Below are 21,268 nucleotides of genomic sequence, written 5' to 3' on the forward strand. Positions count from 1 at the left end.
CGGCTAGCCTGCCCCGCATGTCCCACCCGGTTCGCCTGCTGCCCGTGCCCGCACTCGCCGACGTCGCCCCGTACGCCTATCTGGCCACCGTGGAACCCGGCACCCGCCTGGTCTTCACCGCGGGCGCCTGCCCGCTCGACGCCGAGGGCCGCACCGTCGCCCCCGGCGACCACGAGGCCCAGGCCCGGCAGGTGATGGCCAACCTGAAGACCGCCCTGGCCGCCGCCGGCGCCACCCTGTCCGACGTCGTCAAGAGCACCGTGTACGTGGCCTCCACCCGCCAGGAGGACCTGGTCACGGTATGGGAGGTGGTACGGGCGGCCTTCGGTGACCACGACGCCCCCAGCACCCTGCTCGGGGTGACCGTGCTCGGCTACCGCGACCAACTCGTCGAGGTCGAGGCGATCGCCGCCGTCCCCGCCTCCTGAACCCGCCCTCACCGTCCACTCCACCGCCGCCGAGCAGTGCCGAGTTGGCGGCGTTGACCACCGCGTACACCTGTTCGGTGGTGATGTCCACGGGTCAGTCCTCCGTGACGGGCTGGCCGAGGGTGCGGCGGGCGAGCAGGGTGGCACCGGCGATCGCGGCCGGCATGAGCAGTACCGCCCCGAGCGGGATCAGGAAGCAGACGAAGACCGCCATCCCGAAGCCGAGCGCGGTCGGACGGTCGACCTTCAGCGCTGCCCGGCGCTCCCGCAGCCCCTTGCCGCGCCGGTAGAAGGGCGCGCCGACCAGTTCCACGGCGAGCAGCCAACCGCCGACAGCGGCACCGATCACCGGTACCACCGTCTGGCCGAGCAGCGGAATGAACCCGGCCGCGAACAGTGGGATGCCGAACAGCGCCGCCAGGGCGACCAGCCGGATCGAGTCGACGGCGCTGCGCCGCAGGGACGCCCAGAACGGTACCTCGACCGCGTCGGGCGCGCCGCCGTACCGCTGTTCCACCCGCTCGGAGATCTTCTCGTAGAACGGATCGCCGATGACCAGGGTGACGGCGGTGAAGGTGAGCACGGCGAGCAGGCCACCGAGGCCGAGGATGGCCAGGCCGGCGATCACCCGGACCACTCTGCGGGTCGCCGTCGACCAGTCGTCGGCGAAGGGGGTCACCGCCGTGGCCAGGTCGCCGACGAAGACGACCAGGATGGCGTACGCGGTCAGGAACAGCACGCCGGAGATCAGCGCCGGCACCACGCCGAGCAGCATCAGACCGGGATTGCGTACGTACAGCCCGATGCCACGCAGCAGGAACCCGGCACCGTCGGCGAACCGCCGCGCGGTGCTCGTGGCGGTGCCGGACATCTCGGAAACGTTCACGCCGCTGAGCCTAGTCACCGGTCGGCACATCAACCGATCGACGGATCGTTCGGGTCAACCGGAGCCGAACGAGATCATCTACAGCTGGTCGATCCCACACCGGCCCGCCGCCGCGACGCTGTACGGGTAACCGAGCGAAGGGCGATGCGATGCCGGTGATCGAGGTGTCCCACCTGCACAAGCGGTACGGCGAGACGGTGGCGGTGCAGGACGTGTCGTTCGACGTCGCGGCGGGCGAGATCTTCGGCGTCCTCGGCCCGAACGGTGCGGGCAAGACCACCACCGTGGAGTGTGTCGCCGGGTTGCGCGTCCCCGACGGGGGCGAGGTGTCCGTCCTCGGGCTGGACCCTCGCCGGGACGCCACCCGGCTGCGACAACTGGTGGGGGTGCAGCTACAGGAGAGCCGGTTGCCGGATCGGCTCCGGGTCGCCGAGGCGCTGGACCTGTACGCCTCGTTCTACCGCGACCCGGCGGACCCGGCCCAGCTCATCGACGAGTTGGGGCTCGGCGAGAAGCGCAACACCCCGTACGACAAGCTCTCCGGCGGCCAGAAGCAACGGCTCTCCATCGCGCTGGCGCTGGTCGGCAACCCGAGGATCGCCATCCTGGACGAGTTGACCACCGGGCTGGATCCGCAGGCCCGCCGCGACACCTGGAACCTGATCGAGCGGGTCCGGGATCGCGGCGTGACCATCGTGCTGGTCACCCACTTCATGGAGGAGGCCGAGCGGCTCTGCGACCGGCTTGCCGTGATCGACAAGGGGCGGGTGGTGGCGTTGGACAGCCCGGCCGGGCTGGTCTCGGCCGTGGTACCCGAGCAACGGATCCGGTTCCGCCCGTCCACCCCGCTCGACGATCACCTGCTCACCGGGTTGTCGCAGGTGACCTCGGTGACCCGCAGCGGCGCCCAGGTGGTGGTGACCGGCACCGGTGACGTGCTGCACGCGGTCACCTCCGTCCTCGCCCGTAACCAGATCATCGCCGCCGACCTGCGGCTGGAGCAGGCCACGTTGGACGACGCGTTCGTCGAACTGACCGGGCGCCGGCTCACCGACTGAGGGGAACGCCATGCACGCCTTCAGCCAGATCCTCAAGACCGAGGCCCGGCTCTACCTGCGGGACACCTCGACGATGGTGCTCACCATCGCACTGCCCACCCTGATCCTGGTGGTCCTCGGACTCATCCCCACCCTCCGAAAGCCCACTCCGGATCTCGGCGGCCAGTCCTTCGTCACCTACTTCACCCCGTCCCTGCTGGTGGTCACCCTGGCGATGGTCGGCGTGAACGTCCTGCCCACCGTGCTGGCCACCTACCGGGAGCGCGGCATCCTGCGCCGGCTGGCCACCACCCCGGCCAGCCCGCTGGCCCTGCTGCTGGCCCAACTGGTGCTGGCGCTGATCGGCATCCTGGCCAGCGCGGTGCTGCTCGCCGTGGTGGCCCGGCTGGCGTTCGGCGTACCGCTGCCGCAGCACCCGCTCGGCTTCGCCGCCGCCCTGATCCTCGGTACCGCGGCGCTGCTCGCGCTGGGACTGCTGGTGGCGGCGGTCGCGCCCACCGCCAGGTCGGCCCAGGCGCTGACCGTACCGGTGTTCATGGCGGTGATGTTCTTCGGTGGCGTGTACCTGCCGAGGTTCCTGCTGCCCGATTTCCTGGCCGAGATCGGCGCCTACACTCCGCCCGGTGTGCAGGCCCTGCTGGACGCCTGGACGGGCACCGCCCCGCACCCGCTGCACCTGGCGATAATGGCGGTGGTCGCGGTGACCGCCGGTGCTCTCGCGACGAAACTGTTCCGCTGGCAGTGAGCGGGGAGCCGATGACCAGCAGCGGCGAGGGCGACGACCGGTTGGCCACCTGGAAGGCACGGGAGGCCGCCCTCTACCGGTTGCTGCCCTACGGCGGGCTGGCCGTGGGCACGCTGCTGGCCCTGCTCACACCGGCACCTCGCGGCCTTCCGATATGGCTCACCCTCACCGTCGTCGTGGCGGCCGGGGCCTGGGTCGCCTGGTTCATCAACCTGCATCCGGGCTGGCAGAGCCGTCGTACCCGGATGGCGGTCTACTACGCGGGGTTGCTCACCTTCGCCGCGGTGCTGGTGGTGGCCAGCCCGTGGTACGGCTACTTCGCCTGGATCGGCTACGTGCACGCCTTCCCGGTGCTGTCCTGGCGATGGCGGATCGGCGGGGTGGCCGTCACCGCCGTACTGCTCGCCACCGCGCAGGGCGGTGGCGTGTCCGCCGCCCTGTCGGGCTCGCAGCTCTGGCTGGTCCTGGTGCTGTTCAACGTGCTTGTCGCGGGCGCGGTGATCTGGTTCAACATCGTCGCCGAACGGGAGGACGCCAAGCGCAAGCGGTTGGTGGCGGAGCTGGCCGCCGCGAACCGCCAGCTCACCGAGACGGTACGGGAGAACGAGGGTCTGCACGCCCAACTGGTAACCCAGGCCCGGGAGGCCGGGGTGCTTGACGAACGGCAACGGATGGCCCGGGAGATCCACGACACCCTGGCGCAGGGGCTCACCGGCATCATCACCCAGTTGGAGGCGGCCGAGCAGACCCGCGACCGCTCCGGCGACTGGCGGCGCCACGTGGACAATGCCCTGGCGCTGGCCCGGGAGAGCCTCACCGAGGCCCGTCGCTCGGTCCGCGCCATCCGTCCGGAGCCGCTGGAGGCCGCTAGGCTGCCCGATGCCCTGACCGAGCTGGGTGGACGCTGGTCCGCGCGGCACGGGGTACGGGCCGAGGTCAACACCACCGGCACCCCTCGGCCGCTGCATCCGGAGGTCGAGGTGACCCTGCTGCGGGCCGCCCAGGAGGCGTTGGCCAACGTGGCTCGGCACGCCGCTGCCTCCCGGGTGGGGCTGACCCTGTCCTACATGTCGGATGTGGTGACGCTTGACGTACGGGACGACGGCACCGGCTTCGACGCCGAGGCTGCCGCACCGAAGCCGGACGGCGGCTACGGGCTGACCGCCATGCGGCAACGGGTCACCGAGGTCGGCGGCCGCCTGGACGTGGAGTCCGAGCCGGGCGGCGGCACCGCGATCTCGGCGTCCGTACCGGCGTTGCCAGGGGGTGTGGGGTGACCGATCCGGTACGCCTGCTGATCGTCGACGACCATCCGGTGGTGCGGGACGGGCTGCGCGGCATGTTCACCGGTGATCCCGGGTTCGAGGTGGTCGGTGAGGCGGCCGACGGGGCCGAGGCGCTGGCGTTGGCCGCCCGGCACCGTCCCGACGTGGTGCTGATGGACCTTCGGATGCCCGGCATGGACGGGGTGACCGCGATCGGTCGGCTGGTCCGCTCCGGCAGTACGGCGAAGGTGCTGGTGCTCACCACGTACGACACGGACGCCGATGTGCTGCCGGCGATCGAGGCCGGTGCCACCGGCTACCTGCTCAAGGACGCCCCCCGCGACGAACTGGTCCGGGCGGTACGCGCCGCCGCCCGAGGCGAATCGGTACTCTCTCCCGCCGTGGCGGGACGGCTGATGGGACGGCTGCGTGCCCCGGCGGAGGAGCCGCTGAGTCAGCGTGAACTGGAGGTGCTCACCCTGGTGGCGCGCGGCTCGACGAACCGGGAGGCCGCCGCGCAACTGTTCATCAGCGAGGCCACCGTCAAGACCCACCTGCTACACGTGTACGCCAAGCTCGGGGTCAACGACCGGGCCGCCGCCGTGGCCGTCGCGTACGACCGGGGTCTGCTGACCCCCGGCGGACGCTGACCGTGCGGGCGGCGCGGCTGATCTCGTTGCTGCTGCTGTTGCAGGCGCGGGAGGCGATGACGGCGGCGGAGCTGGCCCGGGAGCTGGAGGTCTCCGAGCGGACGGTGTACCGGGACATCGTGGCGCTCTCTGCCGCCGGGGTGCCGGTCTACGCCGACCGGGGTCGGGCCGGGGGTTACCGGCTGCTCGGCGGCTACCGGACCCGGCTGACCGGGATGACCCGGGACGAGGCGGAGGCGCTCTTCCTCGCCGGGCTGCCCGGACCGGCCGGGGACATGGGGTTGGCCGACGCGGTCGCCGCAGCCGAGTTGAAGGTCCTCGCCGCGCTGCCGCCCAGCCTGCGTGACGCACCGACCCGTACCGGGCAACGCTTCCACCTGGACGTGCCCGGCTGGTACGCGCAGCACGCCCCACCGCCGTGGCTGGCCGACCTGGCCGGCGCGGTCTGGCGGGACCGGGTGGTGACCCTGCACTACCGGCGTGGCGATCGGGAGGTGACCCGGCGGGTCCACCCGTACGGTCTGGTCCTCAAGAACGGCATCTGGTATCTCGTCGGCCGGGTCGACGCGGACCTGCGCACCTACCGGGTGGACCGGATCGTCGACGTCGAGCCAGACGAGGAGGCCTTCGAGCGGGAGCCGGACTTCGACCTGCCGGCGTACTGGCACGCGCAGGCGGAGGCGTTCCTGCGCGGCATGCTGCGGGCCGAGGTGCGGATCCGGCTGAGCCCCGCCGGCCTGCGCCAGCTCAAGCACCGCAGCGACATCCCGTTCGGGTACGCCGAGGCGGTCGCCGCCGCCGACGAGCCCGACGAGCAGGGCTGGGTCACCACCCGGCTGCCCGTCGAGTCCGTCGACGTGGCGTACACCCAACTGCTCGGACTGGGCCCGGAGGTGGAGGTGCTCGACCCGCCCGACCTGCGCGCCCGGCTGGCCGAGGCGGCGGCCCGCGCCGCCGCCCTCTACACCGCCCCCGGCGACCGCTGACCCCGCTGGTCGCTCGGTCAGCGGTAGCCGGTGACGTCGGCCGGTTTGCCGGCGTCGACCACCTCGGTGATGTAGCGGTACGCGTCCGGCTGGCTGCCGTCCACGTCGGTGAAGCCGTACACCTTGGCCAGGTCGCCCGCGGACACGGAGTGCCCGCTCCACCGGGCGCGGTCGGGGTCGGCGGCCAGGGCGGCGACCGCCCGGCCGACGAACGCCGGGGTTTCCGAGATGAGGAAGTGCGGGTCCTTGGCCGCGCCGTCGCGCCAGTTGGCCTCGGTGACGCCGAAGTGCTCCAGCATCGCCTCGGAGCGCAGCCAGCCGGGACTGAGCGCGACGGCGGTGCCGCCGTACGGCCTGAGTTCGTGCGCCCAACTGAAGGCGAGCCGGTTGACCGAGGTCTTGGCGAGGTCGTAGAAGACCGACAGGCGGTAGTTCTGCTCGTTGTACGCCCGCGTGCCGTCGCCGATCTCCACCACCAGGCCGCCCGGGCGGCGGATCAGCAGCGGCATCGCGAAGTGGCTGGTGATGATGTGGGTGTCCACCGCGAGCCGCAGCGTACGGAAACCGGCGTCCAGCGGCTGCTCCCAGACCGGCTTCTCCCAGGTGATCAGCGGGTCGGCACCCCACACGTCGTTGACCAGCACGTCGAGTCGGCCCTGTTCGGTGTCGATCCGCGCGATGAGGTCGCGTACCTGGTCGGGCACGAGGTGGTCCACCCGGACGGCGATGCCGGTGCCACCGGCGGCGGTCACCAGTTCGGCGGTCTCCTCGATGGTCTCCGGCCGGTCCAGCTCCGAGCGGCCGGCCCGGCTGCTGCGGCCGGTCGTGTAGACGGTGGCGCCTGCGGCACCCAGTTGCACGGCGATCTGTCGGCCGGCGCCCCGGGTCGCCCCGGCCACCAGCGCCACCGTTGCGGTAAGCGGTTTCGTCATGGCTGCCACGCTGCCAGCAAAACATGACAGCCGATGTCAGGTTTCGCGGACGACCGGTGATCCGTCATGCTCCCCGCATGCACCTGCTGCTCTCCGGCATCGTCGGCTCGGTGGCGTACGGGCTGGCGGGGCCGGGCTCGGACGTCGACCGGATCGGCGTCTTCGCCGCACCCACGGTCGCCTTCCACGGTCTGCACCCGCCGCGCGAGTCGGTGGTCACCACCGACCCGGACACCACGCTGCACGAGGCCCGCAAGTGGTGCCGGCTGGCGCTGAGCGGCAATCCGACCGCCAGCGAGCTGGCCTGGCTCCCCGACGACTGCTACGAGACCCGTACCGAGTTCGGCGAGCGACTGATCGGCATCCGGTCCGCGTTCCTCAGTGCACCCCGGGTCCGCGAGGCCTACCTCGGCTACGCCGCCCAGCAGTTCCGCAAGCTGGAGTCCCGGGGCGACGGGACCTTCTCGTCGGAGACCCGGCGGCGCACCGCGAAGCACGCCCGACACCTGGCCCGGTTGGTGCACCAGGGCCGACTGCTCTACGCCACCGGGATCTTGGAGATCCGGCTCGCCGACCCGGAGTGGTTCCGCGGCTTCGGGAACCGGGTCGCCGAGGGCGCGCTGGACGAGGCGCGCACCCTGCTCGCCGAGGCCGAACTCGACTTCGATCGGATCCGGACGCCACTGCCCGACCGGCCGGACGAGAAGCCGGTGGAGCGCTGGCTGCTCGACGTCCGCGCCGCCCACCTGCCCCGCTGACCGGGCACACCTGCCGGGTCGGTCCGGCCCGGGTCAGTCGGCCAGGCGGATGCGGACCCGACGGTTGGCCCGGCCCTTACTCTCCACCTTGACCACCCGCACCTTGCCGATCTGGGCGGTGGAGGCGACGTGCGTACCCCCGTCGGCCTGCACATCCAACCCGACGATGTCGACGATGCGGACCTCCGCCTCGTCGGGCGGAATCAGATTCGACTGGGTACGGATGATGTCCGGCAGGGCCAGCGCCTCCACGCGCGGCAGCACCCGGGTGGCGACCGCGCGATCGGCGGCCACCTCCGCGTTGACCAGCTCCTCGATCCGGCTCTTGAAGTCCGACGGCACCTCGGGCAGGTTGAAGTCCATCCTGGCCTCGCCGGGTTCCATGTTGCCGCCGGTGACCAGGGCACCGAAGTCGCGGAACACCACCCCGCAGAGCACATGCAACCCCGAATGGGTACGCATCAGCCGAGTGCGTCGATCGTCCTCCACCGCACCGGTGACGGTGGTGCCCGTCGGCGGCAACGGGTCACCCTCGGCGGGGATCAACCACAGGTCGTCGGCCTTGCGGGTGCCCACGACCCGGGTCTGCACCCCCTGCCAGAGCAGTACGCCGTGATCCGGCGGCTGCCCACCGCCGCCCGGGTAGAACGCCGAGCGGTCGAGCACGATGCCCTGCTCGGGGTCGCTGTGCAGCACCGTGCACTGCCACTCGCGCAGGCTGGGATCAGCAAGATCGAGCCGGTGCGTACGGCCATGGTGTGTGACGCCCATGACAGGGCAGGCTACCCGTTGAGGAACTCGGAGATCCGGGCCCGTACGTCGGCGCGTTCCGTCCAGAGCACCCCGGGGCGGGCGTACCGGTGCAGGGTGGCCTGGGGCAGCGCGGCGGCAAGCTGCTCGGCGACCTCCACGGGATGCAGGTCGTCGCCCTCGCAGGCGATGATCAGCGCCGGAGCGGTGACCGCGCCGAGCGCCCCGGCATCGGTGACGGGTGCCTGCCCGGGCAGATCGGCCAGGCCTGCGGCGAGACCGTCGCGCAGCAGGTGATCGAGCCGCTGTCGCAGGTACGCCCATCCGGCCGGCGTGTTGCGTACTGCCGGTGGCATCTCCGCCGCGACCACCTCGGCAACCGCCGAGGCGTCCCCACTCTCCACCGCGGACAGCAGTTCGAGCAGCCGGGTCCGGGCGACTGGAGGCCGCGGCTGGTCGAGCGCCGCAGGCAGGAAGAAGATGAGCCGCTCGAAGCGTTCCGGGCTCTCGACGAGCAGCCGACACAGCGCACCCGCGCCGAGGCTGGCACCGAACGCCCGGGTCGCACCGGACAGGTCGGCGACCGCCCGCAGATCCCGGGACAGGTCGAGATAGCTCCACAGACCTTCCGGCGCGTCCGAGCGACCGTGCCCACGGAACTGGAAGAAGACCTTGCGGCCGGTGACGCCGCTGCCGAAGGGGCGGGTGACGGCGATGCCGTTGCCCAGCCCGTGAGCGAACACGGTCACCGGATCACCGGTGCCGGTGACCAGCCGCTCCAGCCGTACGCCGTGCGGCGTGGCGACCAGCTCGGTGTCCGGCTCGGGTAGCGCCGGACGTCCGCTGCGTGGCCCACCCGGTCCGGGCCCCCAGGTGCGAGGCCCGCCGTCAGGTGGTGGTGGCCAGCGGAAAGCCCTCACCACGACCCTCTGTTGTCACCCAGTTCGCGTAGGCCGACCCGGACGTCGAGCAGGTAGATCAGGGCCGCCGCGATGCCGATCAGCCCGAAGATGCTGAGCGTGGTCTGGGTGAGCAGAGTCAGCAGGAGAGTGACCGCGAGAATCGCGATCCAGCCGCCCTTGGGCAGAGTGCCGATGGCGGGGAAGGCGTCGGAGCGCTGCGTGATGGCGTGCACGAGCGCGACCCCCTGCACGATCAGTGCGAACACGAACAGGATCAGATCGATCACGAGGCGAACATCGAAGGCGAAGATCGGCGCGGCGTAGGCCATGACGGCAAGCTTATGCCGACGACCCCGGATCCGTCCGACAGGACGGTCACCGGGGTCGCCGGCAGGTGGTCACTCGGCGGCCGGACGGGTCCGCTTGGTGGCCCCGGGCAGCTTCGCCGACGGGGTTGCCGTCCGCTTCGCGGCCGGCTGCCGGGTCGTCGCCTTGGCGCGGGTGGCCTTCTTGGCAGCGGCCGGCTTGGCCTGTGCGATCTCGGCCACCTCGGCCGGGCTCGGCACCTCGGCCGACTCGACACTGGCAGCCGGCTTCTTCGTCGTGGCCATCTCGGTCGTCGCGGCGGCCTCGGTGGTGGCGGGCGCGGCCTGCACGCTGGCCTGGGTGGCCTCGATGTCGGCGTTGACCGTGTCGGCGGCCTCCAGCACTCCGGTGCCGACCGCCCGCTCGCCCCGGGTCACCAGCTTGCTGTAGACGGCCAACGCGCGCTCCTGCGCGGCATGGGCACCGGCGACGACCACGGCGGCGTTACGGGCCGCCAGGCCACGCAGCCGGTCCAGATCAGCCGCCTGACGCAGCCGGTTGAAGTCGGCGCTCTCCCGCAGCCGATCCAGGTCGGCCGCCTCCCGCAGCCGGTTGAAGTCGGCGACCTCACGCAGCCGGTCCAGATCGGCTGCCTCACGCAGCCGGTTGAGGTCGGCTGCCTCACGCAGGCGCTTGAGATCGGCGGCCTCGCGCAGGCGGTTGAGGTCGGCGTTGCGCCGCAGCGACTCGGCGGTCAGGTTGGCGTTGCGCAGCTTCTCGTTGGCCTTCTGGCGCAGCTCGAACCCGGCCACGACGGCCTTGCCACCGAGGTCGTTGGCGACCCGGCTGCCGTCACTGGCGACCCGTTCGCGCAGCTCGGCGACCACCGTGGGCAGTTTGCGCAGCTGCTCCAGGGCGAGGTCACCGGCACCGGCGGCAGCGTAGATCGGAGCGGGGATACGGTTCGTCTTCGGCTGAGTCACGACTTCTCCTCTTCGGCCGCGACGGCGGCCTTGCGGACCACCTTGCGGGCGGCCTTCTTGGCAGGGGGGCGGGCCGGTGCCGGAGCGGGACCCGCCTCGGTCACGGCGACCGATTCAAGGACGGCCTCGGTCGGTGTGCCCTCAGGGGTGGTGGGGCCGGTCGCGGCCAGGTTGGCCACGTCGGGCGCGGTGATCGGCACAATCTCCTCGCCACTGGTGTCCGTACCGTGGACGGGGCCGACCGGGGCGGACCCGGTGGTGGCGGTTCCGCCTGGGGTGGCGGTGGCCGGTCCACCCGGGGCAGCATCGGCCGCGGCAGCGGTGGCCTCGGCGAGCCGGGCGTTCTCCCGGCGGAAGGTCTCGTAGATCTGGGTGAGGGACTGCTTCTGCGCCATCGTCAGGTCCGGATCGACCGCGATGGCGGCCAGCACGCCCTGGCCTTCCTTGTCATCGAGCAGGCCGGCCCGCAGATACATCGCCGGCGTCGAGACCCGCAGCGCGCTGGCGAGTTGCTGGAGCACCTCGGCACTTGGTCGGCGCAGCCCTCGCTCGATCTGGCTCAGGTAGGGATTGCTGACCCCGGCCTGCTCGGCAAGCTGCCGCAACGAGATCTTCGCGTTTCGCCGCAGGTCACGAATGAACCCGCCGACGTCGGGAAGGTCCTTGGAAGTGGCCATGACTCAACGCTAGCTCGCTCTGCTAGCACCTGCAAGCAATCCGCTAGCCACAGTTAGCAGCCTCACCCCACCCCCCCGCACCCCACCCCCACCCGCGATCTTGCACTTTCTGTCGGGGCAAATGCCACAAACGGCGCGAATCAGCGACCAAAAGTGCAAGATCGCGGGCAACAGGGCGCGCGCCGACAACAGCGCCGGGCGGACCACAGCGGCACGGGCGGACCAGGGCACGGGCGGGCGTGAAGGAGGGGGGAAGGAGGGGGGTGGGGTTACCAGAGGGGGCGGATGGTGCCTACGGGGAGGCCGCCGCCGAAGAGGGGGATCTCGGCGAACTCGGCCAGCACCGGGGCGTCGATCGCGAGTCGGCGGAGCGCGGAGGTCACCACGGGCATCCGGGCCCGCCCCGCACCGTCGTCGATCTTCAGCGCGAGGGCACCGACACCGGGCACGGCCGCGGCGATCACGCCCTCCGCGCCCACTTTCGCCAGCAGTCCCGGCACGCCGCGCATCAGCCGGGTGTCGTCCGCCTCGGTGCCGCCGACGATCTCCGGGTACGCCCGCATCGCGTCGGCCACCGTCCGCTCCACGGTTCCAGTCTCAGCCGACACCAACCGCAGGTACGCCCGGGCGAGCCCGGTCAACGACACCGCCAACACGGGTGCGCCGCACCCGTCCACGCCGACCGCCGCCGCCTGCTCACCGGTGAGGTCTTCGATCGCGTCGCGCAACCGCTGCTGCAACGGGTGCTCCGGCCGCCAGTAACCGTCCACCGGCCAGCCGGCGGATCGGCAGGTCAGCAGCATCCCGGCGTGCTTGCCGGAGCAGTTCATCTGGATCCGGGTGGGGCCGCCGCCGGCTCGCAGCACCGCCTCCCGCGCCTGCTCGCCGACGGGCAGGTCCGGCGGGCAGTGCAGCGCCTCCTCGTCGAGCCCGGCATCGGCGAGCAGCCGGGCGACCCGGGCCAGGTGGAACTCCTCCCCCGCATGGCTGGCCGCCACCAACGCCAGGTCGGCGGGGTCGGTCAGCGGCAGCCCGGCCCGGAGCATGCCGACCGCCTGCATCGGCTTGTTGGCAGATCGCGGGAAGATCGGCCCGCTCACGTCACCGGCCGCGTCGAGCACGGCACCCGTCACGTCGAGCACCACCACCGAGCCGCGGTGCACGCCCTCCACGAAGTCGGACCGGACCACCTCGGCGAGCGGCACCCCGCCCGCGTACGTCTTTCCCACGGTGTGGACGGTACCGACGGTTGATGGCGTGCCGACGTCGGGGTGAGCAGGGACTCCCCCTCCGGGTGTACAGCAACGCCGGGCGGGGTCAGCCCTTACAGGCCGAGCAGTTCGCGGGCCTGGGTGGTGTTCAGCGGTGGACGCTGGGCGAGCTGGGCGAAGCCGACCGCCCGGGCGACCAGCTGCATGTTCGACTCCACCGGGCGTCCCTTGGCGTACGTCACGGTGTCCTCCATGCCGACGCGCAGGTGGCCGCCGGCCGACAGCGAGGCCAGCATCACCGGGATGCTGCTGCGCCCGATGCCGGTCGCCGAGAAGGTGGTGCCCTCGGGCAGGTCGCGCAGCATCTGCTGGGCCGCGACCAGGGTCGCCGTGGTGCCGGGCATCCCGCCGGGTACGCCCATCACGAAGTCCACGTGCACGTGACCGCCGTGCGGCAGGCCGTACTTGTCGAGCAGGCGGCGCAGCGCGGTCAGGTGACCGAGGTCGAAGATCTCGTACTCCGGCACGATGCCGCGTTCCTGCATCCGGGTGTGCAGGTCGACGATGAACTCCCAGCGGTTGAGGAAGACGTCGTCGCCGAAGTTGACGGTGCCCATCGTGCAGGAGGCCATGTCCGGGGCGGCGTCCAGCACGGCGAGCCGGTCGGCCTCCGGGTCGGTGACTGCGCCGCCGGTGGAGAGCTGCACGATCAGGTCGGTGCTCTCCCGCAACGCCGCCACGGTGGCCCGCAGTCGTCCCAGGTCGAGGGTGGGTCGGGCGTCGTCGTCGCGGATGTGGACGTGGATGATCGAAGCGCCGAGCGCCTCGCACTCCTTGGCGGTGAGCAGTAGCTCGTCCAGGGTCACCGGCAGCGCCGGTACCTCCGTCTTGGCCGACTCCGCGCCGGTGGGGGCAACCGTGATCAACGTCCCTGTTGTCATGCCGGCGATCCTAGAACGCCCGCTGAAGGTACTGGTGTTAACAGGGGGCCCGGCCTCTACCGGAGGCGTTAATAGGGTGCCCTTCCTTACTCCCGGTCGATGGCGGCGGCGCTCTCGCCGACGCGCAGCACCGCGTCGTCGGGCACCGAACGTTTGATCACCGCGAGCGCGACCTGACCCAGCTCGTGGTGGTGCACGGCGGTGCCGACGAAGCCGACCGTACGCCCGGCGAGGTCGACCGGGGTGCCGGCGACCGGCAGTTGGTCGGTGGTCACCCCGTCCAGGTGCAGGAGCACCAGCCGACGCGGCGGACGGCCCATGTTGTGCACCCGGGCGACCGTCTCCTGCCCCCGGTAACAGCCCTTGTCCAGGTGTACGGCCGGGGCGATCAGGTCGACCTCGGCCGCGATGGTGCGATGGTCGGTGTCGACACCGACCCGGGCCCGTCGGGCGGCCACCCGCACCGCCTCGTACGCCCACAGCCCGGCGACCCCGACCCCGCCGTCGCGCAACCGGGTGACCACCTGGTCCATCGCGGTCCGGGGCACCAGCAGGTCCACGCCCAGCGGCCCGCGTCGCGCCCACCCGCCCGACGGCAGGGGCTTGACGTCGTAGCGGGCGGTGGGTCGGGGCGGCACCTCGCCGGAGCGGAACTTGGGCCCCGGCACGCCACTGACGTCCGGTGCGTTCAACGTGGGCACGTCGAGCAGGGCCAGCGCTTCGGCCACCCGGGGCCCGACCAGCGACAGCAACGCCTGATCGGCGGTGACGTCACGCGGCTCGACCCGGCTGAAGAACCGCATCTTCTCCAGGTAGGTCAACAGGCCCTCGGTCGCACCCGGCTCGGTGTCCAGCCAGGTGGTGTCGCCGTCCTCGGCGACCATGGCGTGCTGTTCGATGTGCCCGTTCGGCGAGAGCACCAGCAGTTCGGTGCCCTGCCAAGGGCCCAACTCGGCCAGATGTTGGGTGGTGAGGGTGTGCAGCCAGGAGATGCGGTCCGCACCCGGCACCGCGATCACGCCCCGGTGGGATCGGTCCACCAGGCCGACCTCGGTGTCGAGCAGGCGCTGCTCGCGCATCGGGTCGCCGTAGTGGGCCGCCACCGGGCGCACGCCGGCCGCCACGTGCGCCGGCTCCGGCTGGTCGCGGCTGGACTCGTCGATGCTCTCCACGGCCACCGCACCCGCGATGTCGATCATTTCGGACTCCCGTCCCCGCACCGTACGCAGTTGCCGAAGAAGGAGACGTGGCCGATGTCCATCCGGAAGCCACGTTCCCGCGCCAACTGCTCGGCCAGCGGGCGCATCAACTCGGGGTCCATCTCGTCGATCGCGCCACACTCGCGGCAGACCAGGTGGACATGCTGGTGCTCACCGGCCGCGTGATAGGTCGGCGACCCGTGCGACAGGTGGGTGTGGGTGACCAGGCCGAGTCGTTCCAGCAGTTCGAGAGTGCGGTAGATGGTGGTGATGTTGACCCCGGCGGCGACTTCGCGCACCGCCGTGTGCACCTGCTCCGGCGTGGCGTGCCCCAGGTCCAGCACCGCTTGCAGGATCAGCTGCCGCTGCGCCGTCAGCCGCAGGCCACGGGAGCGGAGCAGTTCCGCGAGGGAGGATTCGGACACCCTCCGATCATAGTTCGGCCGTCTCCGAAGCGTTCGACGGAGACCACTGCCCACTATCCTGCCCAGTTGTGGAGGTCACACGGATCGGCGTACTCGGTCGGGGATTGCTACCGGTCACCGAGCCGGTGCTGCGCGGCGACGACCTCGGGGTGCTGCGCGGCGACGGGCTGTTCGAGACCATGCACCTGCGGGACGGACGGCCCTGGCTGCGCGAGGCGCACCTGGCCCGGCTGCGCGCCGGCGCCGCAGCGGTGGAGCTGACCCTGCCCGACGACGCGGCGCTCGTCGAGCTCCTGGAAACCGTCGCCGCCGGGTGGCCGGCCGAGGTCGAGGGCGCCTTGCGGCTGGTCTGCACCCGCGGGCCCGAGGGCGGCGGCCCACCGACGGTGTACGCCACCCTCACGGCCGTCCCGGCCGCGGTCCGGCAGGCCCGACACGACGGGGTACGGGTGGCCACACTGAGCCTGGGGGTACCCGCCGACGCCCGCCCCGAGTTGGACTGGTTGCCGGCCGGCATCAAGTCGACGTCGTACGGGGCGAGCACGGCGGCCCGCCGGTGGGCCGCCCGTGCCGGGGTGGACGACGTGCTCTGGGTCTCCTCCGACGGCTACGTGCTGGAAGGGCCGACCGCCAACGTGGTCTGGTCGACCGGCGACACGCTCTGCACGGTGCCGGCCGGGCGCACCGGCATCCTGCCCGGCACCACCGTCGCCTGGCTGCTCGCCAACGCCGACCAGGTCGGCTGCCAGGCCGCCGAACGCATGGTCACCCCGGCCGGGCTACGCGACGCCGACGCCGTCTGGCTCACCTCGTCCGTCCGCGGCCTGGTGGAGGTGCACGCCCTCGACGGTGAGCCGCTGCCCCGCAGCCCGCGTACCCACGCGCTGCGGGAACTGCTCGGCTTTCCGCTGCCCTGACCGCCGCCGGGTCAGCCGGCGACCCGGATGAGCCGGGCGGACAGGTGCGGCGAGAGCGGCTGGCCCACGGCGGCCATGTCCTGCGCGTACAGCAGGGCACCCTCGACGATGCCGAAGAGCCGGTGCCCGGCGGTGACCTCCTTGGCGGTGGCGGTACGCACCACCGCGTCGGTCACGAACTCGATCTGGGTGCCCTTGCGCCGACCGATGTGCAGCTCCATCACCCCGGTCGGGACGGTCAGCAGCGCCTCCAGTTCGTCGGTGACCCGGTCACCGTCGAGTACCGGCCGCCACCAGCCGACCTCCCGTCCCGCCGGGCGTACCGGGCGGGACTGCTCGTCGAGGATCCACGCCCGCGACTCGTACGACAGGAACGGCCGTCCGTCGTGGCTGATCCGGATCTCCTGGGCGAAGTCGAAGTCCTCGATGGTGGGGAAACCACCCCGGCCCCGACCCCGCCACACCCCGATGTACGGCAGCAGGCCGTCCAGGCTCGGGTGCAGCTTCGGCCCCACCCGCAGGTCGTGGCTCTCCTCGTAGGGGTACGGGTCGACCGGCGGCGCGTTCAGCCACGGCGGCGGTGCCAACGGATTGTCGTCACTCACAGCATCACCTTTGTTCACGACTGCGGGGCTCGCAAAACCGGCTCGCTCCTCGCGCTTCACGGCACTTACCTTCGTTCGCGACTGCGGGGCTCGCAGAACCGGCTCACTCCTCGCGCTTCACTTGCCTCTTGAGATGCGGACGGCCAGATAGATCAGGCCACCGGCGAGCGCGCCCAGGCCGGCGACCAGCAGGCTGACGAACCCGATCTCGGTGACCATCGGGCTCATCCTATGCTGGGCACCATGGCCCGCTCTCTCGTCGTCAAGGCCACCGCCGGAGCCGATGCGCCCGAGCGTTGTGCCCAGGCGTTCACGGTGGCGGCCACCGCCGCTGCCGCCGGTGTGCACGTCTCGCTCTGGTTGACCGGCGAGTCGACCTGGTTCGCGCTGCCCGGACGGGCGCAGAATTTCGAGTTGCCGCACTCGGCGCCGCTGGCCGAGCTGCTGCACGTGATTCTCACCACCGGCACGGTGACCGCCTGCACCCAGTGCGCGGCCCGCCGGGACATCGGCACCGACGACGTCATCCCGGGAATCCGGATCGCCGGCGCGGCGGTGTTCGTGGAGGAGACGATGACCGAGGGAGCGCAGGCGCTCGTCTACTGAGCCCGACGGAACCTGCCCGGCAACTCGGACGAATGCCTACGATTCGGGTGTGACCGAGGCGATCGAGCAGTTCTTTGCAACCTTGCCCGCCCGCGCCCCGCAGGTGCTGCGCGCCCCGCTCACCGGCACGCTACGGATCGACCTCGCCGACGATGGCCGTACCGAGCACTGGGTGCTCCGCATGCGGCCGGGCGCTGTCGACGTCGACCAGGGGCCGGCCGAGGCCGACGCCATCTGGTACAGCAGCGTGGACCTGTTCGACCGGCTGGTGACCGGCCGGGCTCATGCGTTGGCCGCGCTGTTTCGCAACGAGAGCACGTTCAGCGGCAGGGTGATGTTGTTCCTGGCGTTCCGGCGGTTCTTCCCGCCCGCGCCCGACACCAGGGACCCGCGCGAGGTCGCCCGGGAGAAGGTCAGGCGGACCCGGTGAAGGAGCTTGTCAGCATCCTGGACGGCAACACCTTCCTGGTCAGTGATCGCTGTGGGGACATCGAGCCCTCCCTCGACTTTCCCACCGGCCTGTTCGCCTTCGACACCCGGTTCCTCTCCACCTGGCTGCTGCTGCTCGACGGCGAGCGGTTGCAGCCCCTGTCCGTCGACGACGCGGAGTCCTACCGGACCCGCTACTTCCTCGTGCCGGGCGAACCCACCCACTTCCTGGACACGAAGGTCTCGATCATCCGGAGCCGGGCCATCGGCGACAGCTTCGATGAGGACCTGACCGTGCTCAACCACTCCGGGCAGGACATGACGTTCACCGTCCGGCTTGAGATCGCCGCCGACTTCGCCGACCTGTTCGAGATCAAGGACACGCGGGGCAAGCAGGGCGACCTCACCGTCACGGTCGAGGATCAAGCACTGCGCCTGGCGTACCGGCGGGAGGCGTTCCACCGCGAGACGGTGGTCCGCAGCAGCGCACCCGCGGCGATCGACAAGCGGGGAATGACCTTCTCGATCCGGATCGGTCCGCACGGCGAATGGACCACCCGGCTGGGGATCACCACGGTGATCTACGGCCCGCGGGGTCAGGACGTCCGGACCCGACTGCCGATGGCGGGCAGCCGCAGCACGGCGGCCATTCAGGCCGAACACGCGGAGCTCGTCGCGAACGCGCCCAAACTCGGCTGCGACTGCGAGCCGCTGGCCACCGCGTACCAGCGCAGCCTGGAGGACCTGGCCGCGCTGCGGTACGAGTCCATCGCCCTCGGCGTCCGGCTGATGGCCGCCGGGCTGCCGTGGTTCATGACGCTGTTCGGTCGGGACAGCATCATCACCTCACTGCAGGTGCTGCCGTTCCTGCCGGACACCATTCCGCCCACACTGATGATGCTGGCCGGACTTCAGGGCCACCGGATCGACGACTTCCGCGACGAGGAGCCGGGCAAGATCCTGCACGAGCTGCGCTACGGCGAGACCGCCGGGTTCGAGGAGCAGCCGCACTCGCCGTACTACGGCTCAGCCGACTCCACCCCGCTGTTCCTGATCCTGCTCGACGAGTACGAGCGGTGGACCGGCGACAGCCAGCTCGTCAAACAGCTGGAGTACACCGCCCGGGCAGCGCTGGCCTGGATCGACACGTACGGTGATCTGCTCGGCACCGGCTACCTCTGGTATCAGACCCGCAACCCTCGCAACGGGCTGGAGAACCAGTGCTGGAAGGACTCCTGGGACGGGATCTCCTACTCCGACGGGCGGCTGCCGGGCTTTCCCCGCGCCACCTGCGAGATGCAGGGCTACGCCTACGACGCGAAGCTGCGCGGCGCCCGGATGGCCCGGCTGTTCTGGAACGACCCGCAGTACGCCGACCAGCTTGAGCGGGAGGCCGCCGAGCTGAAGGAACGGTTCAACCGGGACTTCTGGCTGCCGGACAAGGAGTACTACGCGCTGGCGCTGGACGGCGACGGCACTCCGGTGGACGCGCTCAGCTCCAACATGGGGCACCTGCTGTGGAGTGGCATCGTCGACGAGTCGCGGGCCGCCCGGGTCGTCGAGCACCTGCTGGGACCGCGGCTGTTCTCGGGCTGGGGGGTCCGCACTCTCGGCGACGACCAGAGCCGCTACAACCCGATCGGCTATCACGTGGGGACGGTCTGGCCGTTCGACAACTCGATCATCGCCTGGGGTCTGTGGAAGTACGGCTTCCGGCAGGAGGCCGGGCAGATCTCTGAGTCGATGCTCGGCGCCTCGCGCTACTTCGACGGCCGGCTGCCGGAGGCGTTCGCCGGCTACGAACGCGACCTCACCGAGTTTCCGGTGCAGTACCCGACCGCGTGCAGCCCACAGGCATGGTCGGCGGGCACCCCGCTACTGCTGCTGCGGGTCCTGCTCGGGCTCGAACCAGAGGGTGAACACCTGATCATCGACCCGTACGTGCCGCAGGGCATGGGCCGGGTGGAACTGCTGGACATTCCCGGCCGGTGGGGTCGGGTGGACGCGCTGGGCCGCAGCCGCAACCGCGACGACGAGTGAGGGCAGCGCCTCAGCCGGCGCAGCCGGTGGTGGCCGCCAGGACCGTTCGGTCCTCGTACAGCTCCACCAGCACCGCCACACCGTCGTGCCGGTAGGCGTACAGCTCGTCGGTGGCCACCACGGGTGTCCCACCGGCCAGGGGCGCGAGCGCGGCCTGGGGCGACTCCGCCGCCGTCGTGAGGTCGACCCGGAGGGTACGCGCCACCCCGCCGCTCGGGCAGACCACCTGCACCCACTCGTCCGGCTCTCCGGCCTCCACGCCGAGGGCGGCCAGCGCGGCGGCCAGGGCCGTCGACTCGGGGCCCGGAGGGTACCCCGGCAGGAACGAAGCGACTACGACGTCGGCGGGGCGGCAGCCCGTCTCGACGCTCAGGCGCACCCGGCCGTCGGCGACGGTACGACCCGAAACGGTGACGAACTCCCCCGCGTCGGCGCGCAGCCGGGGGCCGTCGGAGGTGAGCCGGACGCCGGCCCGCCAGGTCGAGGGCAGTCCCTCGGCGACCCGCTCCAGCACGGCCCGCTCCTCATCGGCCGGCACGGCCAGCTCGACGTGGCGGCGCAGGATCGCGCCATCGGCGAACGGGGTGACCCGGCAGCCCTGCTCGATCTCGGCCGGCGCCAGCGCGTACACGGTGCCGGAGGCCGCCGCGACCAGCTCGCCGATCGCGGCGTCCACCCGCGGCACGGCCTGGGCCAGGGTGCGCTGCTCGCGGACCGTCGGCGGATCGTTGCGGGCCGAGTGCCAGGTCAGGCCGGCGAGCAGCACCGCCCAGGCCACGGTCAGCGCGACCAGCCACCGCGGCCAGCCAGGGCCGGAATCGGGTGGCGGCGGGCCGGCGGAAGGGGCGTACCCCGTCGGGGCTGTACTGCTCACCGGGCCATGGTGTCACGCGCGGCGACTCTTCCCGGGCCGGGTCAGCGGTGCGGTGTCAGTTCTGGTCCTCGACGGCGTCGGGGGGTGCGGTCAGGCGGTAGCCGACTCCGCGGACGGTCTGCACCTGCGGCCCACCGGGGAGGGCCCGCAGCTTGCGGCGCAGTCGCTTGACCGCCGAGTGCAGGATCGCCGTGTCGCCGAGGTAGGCGCCGCCCCAGACCGAGGCGAACAGCCGTTCGTAACTCCACAGGCTGACCGGCGAGCTGGCCAACCGGGCGAGCAGCTCCCGCTCGGTACGGGTCAGCCCCAGCGGTACGCCTCGCCAGCTGACCAGGTGCCCGGCCCGGTCGATGACGAGATCGAGCCAGCCGTCCGCGGCGTCGGGCCGACGTTCAGGAGGTCGGACATCCGTCAGGTCGGGCTCGCCCGGTGGCTCGGGAAACATCGCTCGCAACTGGGCCAGGTCGGCGCAGATCACCACCGGACCCACACCGTCGAGTCGTTGGACCACGCGCTGCCGAACAGCGGCGTCGGAGCTGACGCAGACCAGGATCGGGATCTCCACACCGGACACGTTGCCTCCCCACGAGCCCGCGCTGACCTGCGACTTCCCACCAATCGACAACGACGGCCACCGATGGCTCCCGGCAGTGAGCCTAACGGTCAGGATTGCGCCTCGTCACTGACCGAGTACT

Annotated in this window: 26 protein-coding genes; 11 read left to right on the forward strand and 15 right to left on the reverse strand. The window is 71.6% G+C overall.

Features of this window, described 5'->3' with window-relative positions:
• Window positions 1–17 precede the first annotated feature (17 nt).
• Window positions 18–428, forward strand: a complete 411-nt coding sequence (locus tag VAB18032_RS27035; protein ID WP_013736114.1) for a RidA family protein — start codon at window positions 18–20, stop codon at window positions 426–428.
• A gap of 94 nt (window positions 429–522) precedes the next feature.
• Here the strand turns inward: VAB18032_RS27035 and VAB18032_RS27040 are convergent, their stop codons facing one another.
• A complete protein-coding gene (locus VAB18032_RS27040; protein ID WP_013736115.1) occupies window positions 523–1,299 on the reverse strand; it encodes an EI24 domain-containing protein in 777 nt (258 codons plus the stop codon).
• A 164-nt stretch (window positions 1,300–1,463) separates the two neighbouring features.
• On the opposite strand from VAB18032_RS27040, the gene VAB18032_RS27045 reads away from it, so the two are divergent.
• From VAB18032_RS27045 to VAB18032_RS27065, 5 genes are read left to right on the forward strand one after another with little or no spacing between them, the layout of a single operon-like run.
• Window positions 1,464–2,372 carry an ABC transporter ATP-binding protein gene (locus tag VAB18032_RS27045; protein ID WP_013736117.1) on the forward strand — a complete coding sequence of 303 codons (909 nt, stop codon included), beginning with the start codon at window positions 1,464–1,466 and terminating at the stop codon, window positions 2,370–2,372.
• A gap of 10 nt (window positions 2,373–2,382) precedes the next feature.
• Window positions 2,383–3,117 carry an ABC transporter permease gene (locus VAB18032_RS27050; protein ID WP_013736118.1) on the forward strand — a complete coding sequence of 245 codons (735 nt, stop codon included), beginning with the start codon at window positions 2,383–2,385 and terminating at the stop codon, window positions 3,115–3,117.
• A gap of 11 nt (window positions 3,118–3,128) precedes the next feature.
• Entirely contained in the window at window positions 3,129–4,394 is a 1,266-nt protein-coding gene (locus tag VAB18032_RS27055; protein WP_043722049.1) for a sensor histidine kinase, read from the forward strand.
• Window positions 4,391–5,032 (forward strand): response regulator, encoded by a 642-nt coding sequence (locus tag VAB18032_RS27060; RefSeq protein ID WP_013736120.1) that lies wholly within the window; start codon window positions 4,391–4,393, stop codon window positions 5,030–5,032. The genes VAB18032_RS27055 and VAB18032_RS27060 overlap by 4 nt, the downstream gene beginning before the upstream one ends.
• Window positions 5,033–5,034: 2 nt before the next feature.
• Window positions 5,035–6,018, forward strand: coding sequence for a helix-turn-helix transcriptional regulator (locus VAB18032_RS27065; protein ID WP_013736121.1), 984 nt, complete (start codon window positions 5,035–5,037; stop codon window positions 6,016–6,018).
• Window positions 6,019–6,035: 17 nt separating this feature from the next.
• Here the strand turns inward: VAB18032_RS27065 and VAB18032_RS27070 are convergent, their stop codons facing one another.
• Window positions 6,036–6,950, reverse strand: coding sequence for an SDR family oxidoreductase (locus VAB18032_RS27070; protein ID WP_013736122.1), 915 nt, complete (start codon window positions 6,948–6,950; stop codon window positions 6,036–6,038).
• Between the two features lie 77 nt (window positions 6,951–7,027).
• On the opposite strand from VAB18032_RS27070, the gene VAB18032_RS27075 reads away from it, so the two are divergent.
• Complete coding sequence (locus VAB18032_RS27075; protein WP_013736123.1) at window positions 7,028–7,708, forward strand: nucleotidyltransferase domain-containing protein; 681 nt, start codon at window positions 7,028–7,030, stop codon at window positions 7,706–7,708.
• Between the two features lie 33 nt (window positions 7,709–7,741).
• Here VAB18032_RS27075 and VAB18032_RS27080 read toward each other — a convergent pair whose 3' ends face one another.
• The 9 genes from VAB18032_RS27080 to VAB18032_RS27120 form a co-directional block, all read right to left on the reverse strand.
• Window positions 7,742–8,479, reverse strand: a complete 738-nt coding sequence (locus VAB18032_RS27080; RefSeq protein ID WP_013736124.1) for an alanyl-tRNA editing protein — start codon at window positions 8,477–8,479, stop codon at window positions 7,742–7,744.
• A gap of 11 nt (window positions 8,480–8,490) precedes the next feature.
• A complete protein-coding gene (locus tag VAB18032_RS27085; RefSeq protein ID WP_043725877.1) occupies window positions 8,491–9,378 on the reverse strand; it encodes an alpha/beta fold hydrolase in 888 nt (295 codons plus the stop codon).
• Window positions 9,375–9,689 (reverse strand): DUF2516 family protein, encoded by a 315-nt coding sequence (locus VAB18032_RS27090; RefSeq protein ID WP_013736126.1) that lies wholly within the window; start codon window positions 9,687–9,689, stop codon window positions 9,375–9,377. The genes VAB18032_RS27085 and VAB18032_RS27090 overlap by 4 nt, the downstream gene beginning before the upstream one ends.
• Window positions 9,690–9,758: 69 nt before the next feature.
• Entirely contained in the window at window positions 9,759–10,649 is an 891-nt protein-coding gene (locus tag VAB18032_RS27095) for a hypothetical protein (RefSeq protein WP_013736127.1), read from the reverse strand.
• Window positions 10,646–11,326, reverse strand: coding sequence for a helix-turn-helix domain-containing protein (locus tag VAB18032_RS27100; protein ID WP_013736128.1), 681 nt, complete (start codon window positions 11,324–11,326; stop codon window positions 10,646–10,648). Before VAB18032_RS27100 ends, VAB18032_RS27095 begins: the two co-directional genes overlap by 4 nt.
• A gap of 269 nt (window positions 11,327–11,595) precedes the next feature.
• A complete protein-coding gene (locus VAB18032_RS27105; protein ID WP_043722054.1) occupies window positions 11,596–12,555 on the reverse strand; it encodes an asparaginase in 960 nt (319 codons plus the stop codon).
• Between the two features lie 95 nt (window positions 12,556–12,650).
• Window positions 12,651–13,478 (reverse strand): beta-keto acid cleavage family enzyme, encoded by an 828-nt coding sequence (locus tag VAB18032_RS27110; protein ID WP_043722058.1) that lies wholly within the window; start codon window positions 13,476–13,478, stop codon window positions 12,651–12,653.
• A gap of 86 nt (window positions 13,479–13,564) precedes the next feature.
• Window positions 13,565–14,677: a CAF17-like 4Fe-4S cluster assembly/insertion protein YgfZ gene (ygfZ, locus tag VAB18032_RS27115; protein WP_013736131.1), complete on the reverse strand. Its 1,113-nt coding sequence runs from the start codon at window positions 14,675–14,677 to the stop codon at window positions 13,565–13,567.
• The gene (locus VAB18032_RS27120; RefSeq protein WP_013736132.1) at window positions 14,674–15,102 is read right to left on the reverse strand and encodes a Fur family transcriptional regulator; all 429 of its coding nucleotides are present in this window, start codon (window positions 15,100–15,102) and stop codon (window positions 14,674–14,676) included. Before VAB18032_RS27120 ends, ygfZ begins: the two co-directional genes overlap by 4 nt.
• A 68-nt stretch (window positions 15,103–15,170) precedes the next feature.
• Between VAB18032_RS27120 and VAB18032_RS27125 the strand changes: the two genes are divergently transcribed.
• Window positions 15,171–16,019 (forward strand): aminotransferase class IV, encoded by an 849-nt coding sequence (locus VAB18032_RS27125; protein ID WP_013736133.1) that lies wholly within the window; start codon window positions 15,171–15,173, stop codon window positions 16,017–16,019.
• Window positions 16,020–16,030: 11 nt separating this feature from the next.
• Here the strand turns inward: VAB18032_RS27125 and VAB18032_RS27130 are convergent, their stop codons facing one another.
• Window positions 16,031–16,624: a heme-binding beta-barrel domain-containing protein gene (locus VAB18032_RS27130; protein ID WP_013736134.1), complete on the reverse strand. Its 594-nt coding sequence runs from the start codon at window positions 16,622–16,624 to the stop codon at window positions 16,031–16,033.
• 117 nt (window positions 16,625–16,741) lie between these two features.
• Entirely contained in the window at window positions 16,742–16,843 is a 102-nt protein-coding gene (mtfM, locus tag VAB18032_RS33250) for a small membrane protein MtfM (RefSeq protein WP_013736135.1), read from the reverse strand.
• 12 nt (window positions 16,844–16,855) lie between these two features.
• On the opposite strand from mtfM, the gene VAB18032_RS27140 reads away from it, so the two are divergent.
• The 3 genes from VAB18032_RS27140 to VAB18032_RS27150 are packed head-to-tail and all read left to right on the forward strand — an operon-like array spanning window position 16,856 to window position 19,699.
• Entirely contained in the window at window positions 16,856–17,230 is a 375-nt protein-coding gene (locus VAB18032_RS27140; RefSeq protein ID WP_013736136.1) for a DsrE family protein, read from the forward strand.
• A gap of 49 nt (window positions 17,231–17,279) precedes the next feature.
• Window positions 17,280–17,660, forward strand: coding sequence for an SCP2 sterol-binding domain-containing protein (locus VAB18032_RS27145; RefSeq protein WP_013736137.1), 381 nt, complete (start codon window positions 17,280–17,282; stop codon window positions 17,658–17,660).
• Window positions 17,657–19,699, forward strand: a complete 2,043-nt coding sequence (locus VAB18032_RS27150; RefSeq protein WP_013736138.1) for an amylo-alpha-1,6-glucosidase — start codon at window positions 17,657–17,659, stop codon at window positions 19,697–19,699. Before VAB18032_RS27145 ends, VAB18032_RS27150 begins: the two co-directional genes overlap by 4 nt.
• Before the next feature lie 10 nt (window positions 19,700–19,709).
• On the opposite strand, the gene VAB18032_RS27155 is transcribed toward VAB18032_RS27150, so the two are convergent.
• Window positions 19,710–20,573, reverse strand: coding sequence for a hypothetical protein (locus VAB18032_RS27155; RefSeq protein WP_043722064.1), 864 nt, complete (start codon window positions 20,571–20,573; stop codon window positions 19,710–19,712).
• Window positions 20,574–20,628: 55 nt separating this feature from the next.
• Complete coding sequence (locus tag VAB18032_RS27160; RefSeq protein ID WP_013736140.1) at window positions 20,629–21,147, reverse strand: winged helix-turn-helix domain-containing protein; 519 nt, start codon at window positions 21,145–21,147, stop codon at window positions 20,629–20,631.
• Between the last annotated feature and the right edge of the window lie 121 nt (window positions 21,148–21,268).

Source organism: Micromonospora maris AB-18-032 (assembly GCF_000204155.1).
GTDB classification, from domain to species: domain Bacteria; phylum Actinomycetota; class Actinomycetes; order Mycobacteriales; family Micromonosporaceae; genus Micromonospora; species Micromonospora gifhornensis.

Bases quoted from the DNA above. Each gene is read 5' to 3' on its own strand.
- mtfM (WP_013736135.1), bottom strand. From the start codon at position 16,843: ATGGTCACCGAGATCGGGTTCGTCAGCCTGCTGGTCGCCGGCCTGGGC.
- VAB18032_RS27110 (WP_043722058.1), bottom strand. From the start codon at position 13,478: ATGACAACAGGGACGTTGATCACGGTTGCCCCCACCGGCGCGGAGTCG.
- VAB18032_RS27035 (WP_013736114.1), top strand. From the start codon at position 18: ATGTCCCACCCGGTTCGCCTGCTGCCCGTGCCCGCACTCGCCGACGTC.
- VAB18032_RS27080 (WP_013736124.1), bottom strand. From the start codon at position 8,479: ATGGGCGTCACACACCATGGCCGTACGCACCGGCTCGATCTTGCTGAT.
- ygfZ (WP_013736131.1), bottom strand. From the start codon at position 14,677: ATGATCGACATCGCGGGTGCGGTGGCCGTGGAGAGCATCGACGAGTCC.
- VAB18032_RS27140 (WP_013736136.1), top strand. From the start codon at position 16,856: ATGCTGGGCACCATGGCCCGCTCTCTCGTCGTCAAGGCCACCGCCGGA.
- VAB18032_RS27090 (WP_013736126.1), bottom strand. From the start codon at position 9,689: ATGGCCTACGCCGCGCCGATCTTCGCCTTCGATGTTCGCCTCGTGATC.
- VAB18032_RS27100 (WP_013736128.1), bottom strand. From the start codon at position 11,326: ATGGCCACTTCCAAGGACCTTCCCGACGTCGGCGGGTTCATTCGTGAC.
- VAB18032_RS27040 (WP_013736115.1), bottom strand. From the start codon at position 1,299: ATGTCCGGCACCGCCACGAGCACCGCGCGGCGGTTCGCCGACGGTGCC.
- VAB18032_RS27055 (WP_043722049.1), top strand. From the start codon at position 3,129: ATGACCAGCAGCGGCGAGGGCGACGACCGGTTGGCCACCTGGAAGGCA.
- VAB18032_RS27045 (WP_013736117.1), top strand. From the start codon at position 1,464: ATGCCGGTGATCGAGGTGTCCCACCTGCACAAGCGGTACGGCGAGACG.
- VAB18032_RS27050 (WP_013736118.1), top strand. From the start codon at position 2,383: ATGCACGCCTTCAGCCAGATCCTCAAGACCGAGGCCCGGCTCTACCTG.
- VAB18032_RS27075 (WP_013736123.1), top strand. From the start codon at position 7,028: ATGCACCTGCTGCTCTCCGGCATCGTCGGCTCGGTGGCGTACGGGCTG.
- VAB18032_RS27070 (WP_013736122.1), bottom strand. From the start codon at position 6,950: ATGACGAAACCGCTTACCGCAACGGTGGCGCTGGTGGCCGGGGCGACC.